Here is a 7,134-nt window from a genome sequence, read left to right as displayed (position 1 = left end):
CGTGATGAAAACCGCCACCGACTGGATAACCGAACAAGACGCGAAAAATTGGTTTGACCATTGCGGCTATCATGTACAGTAACCTGAGAACTGCTCTAAAGCGGTAGGGAAACGGGTGGGGTAGGGAAAGGGTCGGGGGTGGTCCGGCGACTTTTTCCGTCGTCGGACCACTCTTACTATTGAACAGCGGCCCCGGGCAATCGCCAGAGTAGCCCGACGACTGAAAAAGTCGCCGGACCACCGCACGCTGGGTCCGTCAGCTAGATGAAAAGCTGGACAAAGCTACCGATTGGGGCCCCGGCCGGGACGTTTCGCCCGTACCTTTGTTGTAGGACTTTACGCCCCGCCACCCCCACTTCATGCCCCTACCGATGTCGCTGAAACCCCAGCCCGCCGACGTTTTTGAAGCCCGCCACAACGCCCCCAGCGCCGCCGACCAGGCCGCGATGCTCCGCACCATCGGGGTGGCCAGCGTGGCCCAGCTGATCGACGAAACCGTGCCGCCCGCCATCCGCCTGCCCCGGGCCCTGGATTTGCCCGCCGCCCTCAGCGAGCGGGCTTTTTTGGCGAAGTTCAAGCAGATTGCCAGCCAGAACCAGGTGTTCAAGAGCTACATCGGCCTGGGCTACCACGACACCACCCTGCCGCCGGTCATCCAGCGCAACATCCTTGAAAACCCCGGCTGGTACACCGCCTACACGCCCTACCAGGCCGAAATTGCCCAGGGTCGCCTCGAAGCCCTCATCAATTACCAGACGATGGTGATTGACCTCACGGGCCTCGAAATCGCCAACGCCAGCCTGCTCGACGAGGGCACAGCCGCCGCCGAGGCCATGCACATGCTGCACTCGCAGACGAAGAAAAAAGGGGCCCACAAATACTTCGTTTCGGAGCAGGTGCTGCCCCAAACCATCGACCTGTTGCGCACCCGCGCCACGCCGGTGGGCATTGAGCTAGTAGTGGGGGACCACCGCGAGGCCGACCTCAGCGGCCCCGATTTCTTCGGCACGATGGTGCAGTACCCGGCCGCCGACGGCGAGATTTTTGACTACAAAGACTTCATCGCCGGGGCCCAAAAAGAGAACGTGTTCGTGGTGATGGCGGCCGACTTGCTGGCCCTCACGCTGCTGATGTCGCCCGGCGAGCTCGGGGCCGATGTGTGCGTGGGCAACTCGCAGCGCTTCGGCGTGCCGATGGGCTACGGGGGGCCCCACGCGGGCTTCTTCTCGTGCAAAGACCAGTTCAAGCGCGTCATCCCCGGCCGCCTGATTGGGCAGAGCATCGACGCGGCCGGCAACAAGGCCTACCGCATGGCCCTGCAAACCCGCGAGCAGCACATCCGCCGCGAAAAAGCCACCTCCAACATCTGCACCGCGCAGGTGCTGCTGAGCGTGCTGGCCGGCATGTACGCCGTGTACCACGGGCCCCAGCGCCTGCGGCAGTTCGCCATCAACACCCACGCGCTGGCCCAAACCCTGGCCACCGGCCTGCACCAGCTGGGCGTGGAGCAAACCAACGAATTTTACTTCGACACCCTGAACCTGCGCCTGGAAAGCGCCGAGCTGCAGCAGGCCGTGCGCCAGGAAGCCGAGGCCCGGGGCCTCAACTTCCGCTACTTCGGCGAGGTGCGGGTGGGCCTCTCGCTCAACCAAAACACCGAGCTGCACGACGTGGCCGACATCCTCGACGTGTTCGGCAAGGTGCTGGGCAAGGAAACAGAAAAGCCCGCACCGCTGGAGGAAGTGGAGCTGCTGGCCCCCGCCGGCCTGGCCCGCACCAGCGAGTACCTCACGCACCCGGTCTTCAACACGCACCACGCCGAGCACGAGCTGCTGCGCTACATGAAGCAGCTCGAAAACAAGGACTTGAGCCTGGCCCACAGCATGATTGCCCTGGGCTCGTGCACGATGAAGCTGAACGCCACCGCCGAAATGATTCCGGTGACCTGGGCCGAAATTGGGGGCCTGCACCCCTTCGCACCCGTGGAGCAAGCCAAGGGCTACGCCCAGATTTTCAGCGACCTGCAAGCCTGGCTGTGCGAGGTGACCGGCTTTGCCGCCGTCAGCCTCCAGCCCAACTCGGGGGCCCAGGGCGAGTACGCCGGCCTACTGGCCATCCGCGGCTACCACGAAGCCCGCGGCGACCACCACCGCACCGTGGCCCTCATCCCGGCCTCGGCCCACGGCACCAACCCCGCCTCGGCCGTGATGGCGGGCATGGAGGTCGTCGTAGTGAAGAGCAGCGAAGACGGCAACATCGACGTGGCCGACCTCAAGGCCCAGGCCGATAAGTACGCCGACAAGCTGAGCTGCCTGATGGTGACCTACCCCAGCACGCACGGCGTGTACGAGGAAACCATCATCGAAATCTGCGCGATGATTCACGCCCACGGCGGCCGCGTGTACATGGACGGCGCCAACATGAACGCTCAGGTGGGCCTCACCTCGCCCGCCATCATCGGCGCCGACGTGTGCCACCTGAACCTGCACAAAACCTTCTGCATCCCCCACGGCGGCGGCGGCCCCGGCGTGGGGCCCATCGGCGTGGTGGCCGACCTGGCCCCCTACCTGCCCGGCCACGCCGTGGTGCCGGTGGAAGGCCGCAGCAGCGGCGCGGTGTCGGCGGCGCCCTGGGGCTCGGCCAGCATTTTGCCCATCAGCTACGCCTACATTTCGATGATGGGCGGCGACGGCCTGCAGCGCGCCACGGAGCTGGCCATCCTGAACGCCAACTACATCAAGGCCCGCCTGGAGGCGCACTACCCGGTGCTGTACACCGGCAGCCACGGCCGCTGCGCCCACGAGATGATTCTGGACTGCCGCCACTTTAAAAAGGCCGGCATCGAGGTGGAGGATATTGCTAAGCGCCTGATGGACTACGGTTTCCACGCGCCCACGGTGAGCTTCCCCGTAGCCGGCACGCTGATGGTGGAGCCCACCGAAAGCGAGAGCAAGGCCGAACTGGACCGCTTCTGCGAGGCAATGATTGCCATCCGCAAGGAGATTGCCGAGGTGGAAGCCGGCCGTGCCGACGCCAAGGACAACGTCCTCAAGCACGCACCGCACACTGCCGCCACCGTGCTCGTGCACGACTGGACGCGCCCCTACTCGCGCGAGCAGGCCGTGTACCCCCTGGAATCGGTGCGCGCCAACAAGTTCTGGCCCAGCGTGAGCCGCATCGACTCGGCCTACGGCGACCGCAACCTGATTTGCAGCTGCACGCCCATCGAGCAGTACGTGGACCACGAGGAGGAGCTGGTGCAAGCCGACAAGGGCCCCTCGTACTAAGTTACCCCTTACCGATTGCCAACAAAAAGGGCCGCTTCCAGATTGGAAGCGGCCCTTTTTTTATCGGCTGCGAAGCATAATTGATGGCCGAACAATAAGCTCCGGCCGCCGATAACTCGGCACCGGCCCTACTTGCTGCCTCGTTCGCCGAAGCAGCGGCGGTCCATGTAGCCGGTGGTGGTTTTGCCGTCCTGGTCGAGGCGCACCTTCACGAAGTAGGCGTTGATGGTATCGGTGACCTGCACCGTGGTGCCGGTGGTTTGCTGCGCCAGCACGGCCGAGGTTTTGGTCATGCCGTCGTACACGGGGCAATCCACGATGGTGGTGTGGGGCTGCGGGGTGCGGTTGGCGTTGGCTGTGCGCAAGCGCTCGTCGCGCGCAGCGGTGCAGGAAGCCAACCCGGCAGCGACCAATAAGAGGGATAAAACTTTCGACATGGAGATAAAGATTTAGAAAATAGGATGGTTAAGAAGTTGGAAAGATAGAAGAATTTTAGGATTAATCCATTTGATTCTGCCCATTCAGCCCACTAAATCATCATTATTCTGCTAAAGCTGGTCCATAAGCTATTTCAGGCGCTTATCTTACCGGCGCACATCGGCGGCTTGCCTTTTTGTGGGGCCCCGGCCGGCTAGCCAATACCACGCGCCAGGCTTTCGGCGTTACGCAGCAAGCGGCTGGCGGTTAGCGCTTCCCAGCCGCCAAGAAGCCCGCACCAAGTCGGAACGCAGGGGCCCTGTTTTTCGTTAGCTCCCCACGCACGTAAGCCCAGCCGCGGCACTCCGCCCGCCGGGCCGACGCCCCACTTTTCAATCCTTTGTTATGAAACCCAATTCCCAATTTTTTGCCCGTCCGGTAGCCCTGGTTGCCACGGGTTTGGCGCTGCTCCTGGGCACCGCCGCCTGCACCACGCAGCGCGTGGGCGTGTCCAACGATTTCGACCACGCCGTTAACTTCCGTGCCTACAAAACCTGGTCTTGGTACCCCAAGCAGCAGGCCGATACCCAGGGGGGCCCTGCTAAAGGCTACGAGTCTTTTGTGGACCAGCGCATCCGCGCGGCCGTGGCAACTGACTTGGCCAACAAGGGCTTAACTGAAGTGGCCCCGGGCCAAGCCCCCGACGTGTTCGTGGCCTACAGCGCCCGTGTCGAAAACCAGCAGCAGCAAACGTCGCCCTACTACAACGGCCTGGGGTACCCCTATGGCTACGGGTACGGCTACGGCGGCTACGGCCGCGGCTACGGGTCCGTAACGCAGTACAAGGCCGGCACCGTCATCATCGACATCGTGGACGCGCGCCGCAAGGAGCTGGCCTGGCGCGGCACCGGCATGGCCGCCCTCAACCAGAACAACATCTCGCAGGACGAGGCCACGCGCATCGTCACCGGCATCTTGGGCACCTACCCGCCCAACGAGAACAACACCCGTCGCTAAGCGGCACAGCTTTTAGCAAAAGGGACCCCTTCCGTCGCGGAAGGGGTCCCTTTTGCTTTTTATATAACCACGGTAAACCGTGACCGGCATTGCCTTGGCAACGCTACCGACGTTGGGCCTGATGCAACACAGCGATGATGTCCACCTGAAAATCACCGGCCGTGTACACCAATCGGTATTTCCCAACGTACAACTCCCGCACTTCGGGGAAATTCCCCTCCGGCAGCGCCCGCCCCAGGTACGGAAAATCGGCCAGGCGGGCAGCGCTGGCCATCAGTTCGTCGACCAGCAAGTAGGCCGCGGCCACCGAACGCAACTGCAAACCGTCGGTTATGTCGGCAAGCTGCGCCAAGGCCTTACTACTCTAGTGAACCCGCACGTTGCGACATTCGCTGCTTCAGGTAGTTCCTGGCTTCTGCCATTGGTATGGTGCGGCCCGCCGCGACATCAGCCAAGCCCTGCTCCACTGACTGGCGCACGTAAATTTCGTACAGGACATCGTCCCAAGTGGCTTTTTCCGGCAGGCTGCTCATTATCGCAGCCAATTGTTCCTTGACGGCAGGCAGGGTCGGTAGCATAGCAAGGAGATAAAATGAATGGATGGGAGACGCACCTACACCGGCACGTTCACGTGGCGCTCGGCGTGGTACGAGCTGCGCACCAGGGGGCCGCTTTCCACGTACTTCAGGCCGCGCTTGAGGCCTTCCTCTCTGTAGTGGGCAAACTGATCGGGGGTGATGAACTCGGCCACGGCCAGGTGGCGCTTGGTGGGTTGGAGGTACTGGCCGAGGGTGAGGATGTCGAGGCCGTTGGCCACGAGGTCGTCCATGGCCTGGTACAGCTCGTCGGGCTGCTCGCCCAGGCCCAGCATAATGCCCGACTTGGTGCGGTGCCCAGCCAGCTTCGTGCGGCGGATTTGCTCCAGGCTGCGGTCGTAGCGGCCCTGGGGGCGCACAAGGCGGTAGAGGCTGCCCACGGTTTCCATGTTGTGCGAAATCACCTCCTGGCCGCCCGAAATCATGGTTTCCAGGGCCCCCCAGTTGGCTTTCACGTCGGGTATCAGGGTTTCGATGGTGGTGCCGGGCGAGAGCTGCTTGGTAAGCACCACGGTTTCGCGCCACACGCTGGCGCCGCGGTCCTTCAGCTCGTCGCGGTTCACGCTGGTCAGCACGGCGTGCTTCACCTTCATCAGGGCAATGGCCTCGGCCACGCGGCGGGGCTCGTCGAGGTCGAGCTCGGTGGGGCGGCCGGTGGCCACGGCGCAAAACGAGCACGAGCGGGTACAGATGTTGCCCAGGATCATGAACGTAGCGGTGCCGGCGCCCCAGCACTCGCCCATGTTGGGGCAGTTGCCGCTCTCGCAGATGGTGTGCAGCTTGTGCTCGTCGACGAGCTTGCGCACAGCGGCGTACTCGGGGCCCACGGGCAGCTTCACGCGCAGCCAGTCGGGCTTGCGGGGGCGGGCCGGGGCGGCCGTTTCGGGCTGGTTGAGGATGGGCAGGTCAATCATAAGGTTAGTTAAAAGTTAAGAGTTATGAGTTAAAATTTGCGGGTTTTAAGCAGTACTGTTGAGGCTGAAACAACCAATGATGGTCGTTCGCTCAGCCGCACAGTTGTTTAAAATCATAACTTTTAACTCATAACTTTTAACTTATTTATGAGCGGTGGCCGATGTACAAAGTCAGGTACACCGACGGGAAGAACTTGTTGTTGATGAGGGCGGCGTCGCCCTGGGTGCCGGGGCTGAGGATGAGCAAGCGCTTGGCGTAGGTTTCAACCAGGAAGCCGGCTTCGAGGCCCGCCACGGCGTCGCGGTAGCGCCCGTACTCGAAGCTGAGGGCCCCGCGCAGGTGGGCCCCGGCCACCAGCTGGGTTTTGCTGATGCCGCTAAAAAACGGCGCGCTGTCCACAATAGCCCCTTCCTGCACGTGGATGGAAGGGTCGTACTGCTGGTCGCGGATGTCGTCGCTGGGGCTGAAGCGGCCGGATTGGGCCGCCGTGTAGTCGTAGCTGATGTAGTAGGGCAGCAGGATGCCGATGGAGGGCCCCGCGCTCAGCAGCGCGTTCACCTGCACGCCGGCGTCGGCGGCCTTGCGGAACAGGATGCGCTGCACCCCGAACGAAGGCCGCAGGGCAAAGGCGTAGTTGGTTTTGTGGTAGATGTAGCTGCCGCCGGTGGTGTTGTTGCTAACGCGCTCCTCTTTTTGGTTTTTCAGCGACACGCCCTCCAGGCTCCAGAAGCGCAGGTACCGGTCGTCCAGCACCCGGGCCGAGCGAATGGAGACGCCCCCGATGAGGCCGCCCTGGGTGTTGAAGTTGAGGCCGTACACGAATTCTTTGCGGTACGACTGCTCGTCGGACGGCGCGGCCGTGGCCAGGGGGGCGCGCCCGTTGGCGGGGCCCCAGCCGCGGA

General features: G+C 63.1%; 7 protein-coding genes. 2 read left to right on the top strand and 5 right to left on the bottom strand.

Annotated elements, in window-relative coordinates; genetic code table 11:
• Positions 1-371 precede the first annotated feature (371 nt).
• On the top strand, positions 372-3,287 hold the full coding sequence (gene gcvP, locus BEN49_RS08945) for an aminomethyl-transferring glycine dehydrogenase (RefSeq protein ID WP_070742684.1): 2,916 nt from the start codon (positions 372-374) through the stop codon (positions 3,285-3,287).
• Between the two features lie 128 nt (positions 3,288-3,415).
• Here the strand turns inward: gcvP and BEN49_RS08940 are convergent, their stop codons facing one another.
• Entirely contained in the window at positions 3,416-3,724 is a 309-nt protein-coding gene (locus BEN49_RS08940) for a hypothetical protein (RefSeq protein ID WP_125916658.1), read from the bottom strand.
• Between the two features lie 385 nt (positions 3,725-4,109).
• On the opposite strand from BEN49_RS08940, the gene BEN49_RS08935 reads away from it, so the two are divergent.
• Positions 4,110-4,721: a DUF4136 domain-containing protein gene (locus BEN49_RS08935; protein WP_070742682.1), complete on the top strand. Its 612-nt coding sequence runs from the start codon at positions 4,110-4,112 to the stop codon at positions 4,719-4,721.
• Positions 4,722-4,824: 103 nt separating this feature from the next.
• Here BEN49_RS08935 and BEN49_RS08930 read toward each other — a convergent pair whose 3' ends face one another.
• The 4 genes from BEN49_RS08930 to BEN49_RS27745 all read right to left on the bottom strand — a co-directional run.
• Positions 4,825-5,073 (bottom strand): type II toxin-antitoxin system RelE/ParE family toxin, encoded by a 249-nt coding sequence (locus BEN49_RS08930; protein WP_070742681.1) that lies wholly within the window; start codon positions 5,071-5,073, stop codon positions 4,825-4,827.
• Positions 5,074-5,080: 7 nt separating this feature from the next.
• Positions 5,081-5,299, bottom strand: a complete 219-nt coding sequence (locus tag BEN49_RS08925; protein WP_070742680.1) for a hypothetical protein — start codon at positions 5,297-5,299, stop codon at positions 5,081-5,083.
• Positions 5,300-5,334: 35 nt separating this feature from the next.
• Entirely contained in the window at positions 5,335-6,231 is an 897-nt protein-coding gene (gene lipA, locus BEN49_RS08920; RefSeq protein ID WP_070742679.1) for a lipoyl synthase, read from the bottom strand.
• A gap of 145 nt (positions 6,232-6,376) precedes the next feature.
• Positions 6,377-7,134, bottom strand: a 758-nt coding sequence (locus tag BEN49_RS27745; protein WP_083325936.1) for a hypothetical protein, incomplete at its 5' end; no start/stop codon positions are given.

This window comes from Hymenobacter coccineus, from assembly GCF_001816125.1.
GTDB classification, from domain to species: domain Bacteria; phylum Bacteroidota; class Bacteroidia; order Cytophagales; family Hymenobacteraceae; genus Hymenobacter; species Hymenobacter coccineus.
Note: the sequence above shows the minus strand (reverse complement) of the source record. Positions and strands in the feature narration are given on the sequence as shown.

Excerpts from the sequence above, each read along its gene's own strand:
- BEN49_RS08935 (WP_070742682.1), top strand. The coding sequence starts at position 4,110 with ATGAAACCCAATTCCCAATTTTTTGCCCGTCCGGTAGCCCTGGTTGCC.
- gcvP (WP_070742684.1), top strand. The coding sequence starts at position 372 with ATGTCGCTGAAACCCCAGCCCGCCGACGTTTTTGAAGCCCGCCACAAC.
- BEN49_RS08940 (WP_125916658.1), bottom strand. The coding sequence starts at position 3,724 with ATGTCGAAAGTTTTATCCCTCTTATTGGTCGCTGCCGGGTTGGCTTCC.
- lipA (WP_070742679.1), bottom strand. The coding sequence starts at position 6,231 with ATGATTGACCTGCCCATCCTCAACCAGCCCGAAACGGCCGCCCCGGCC.
- BEN49_RS08925 (WP_070742680.1), bottom strand. The coding sequence starts at position 5,299 with ATGCTACCGACCCTGCCTGCCGTCAAGGAACAATTGGCTGCGATAATG.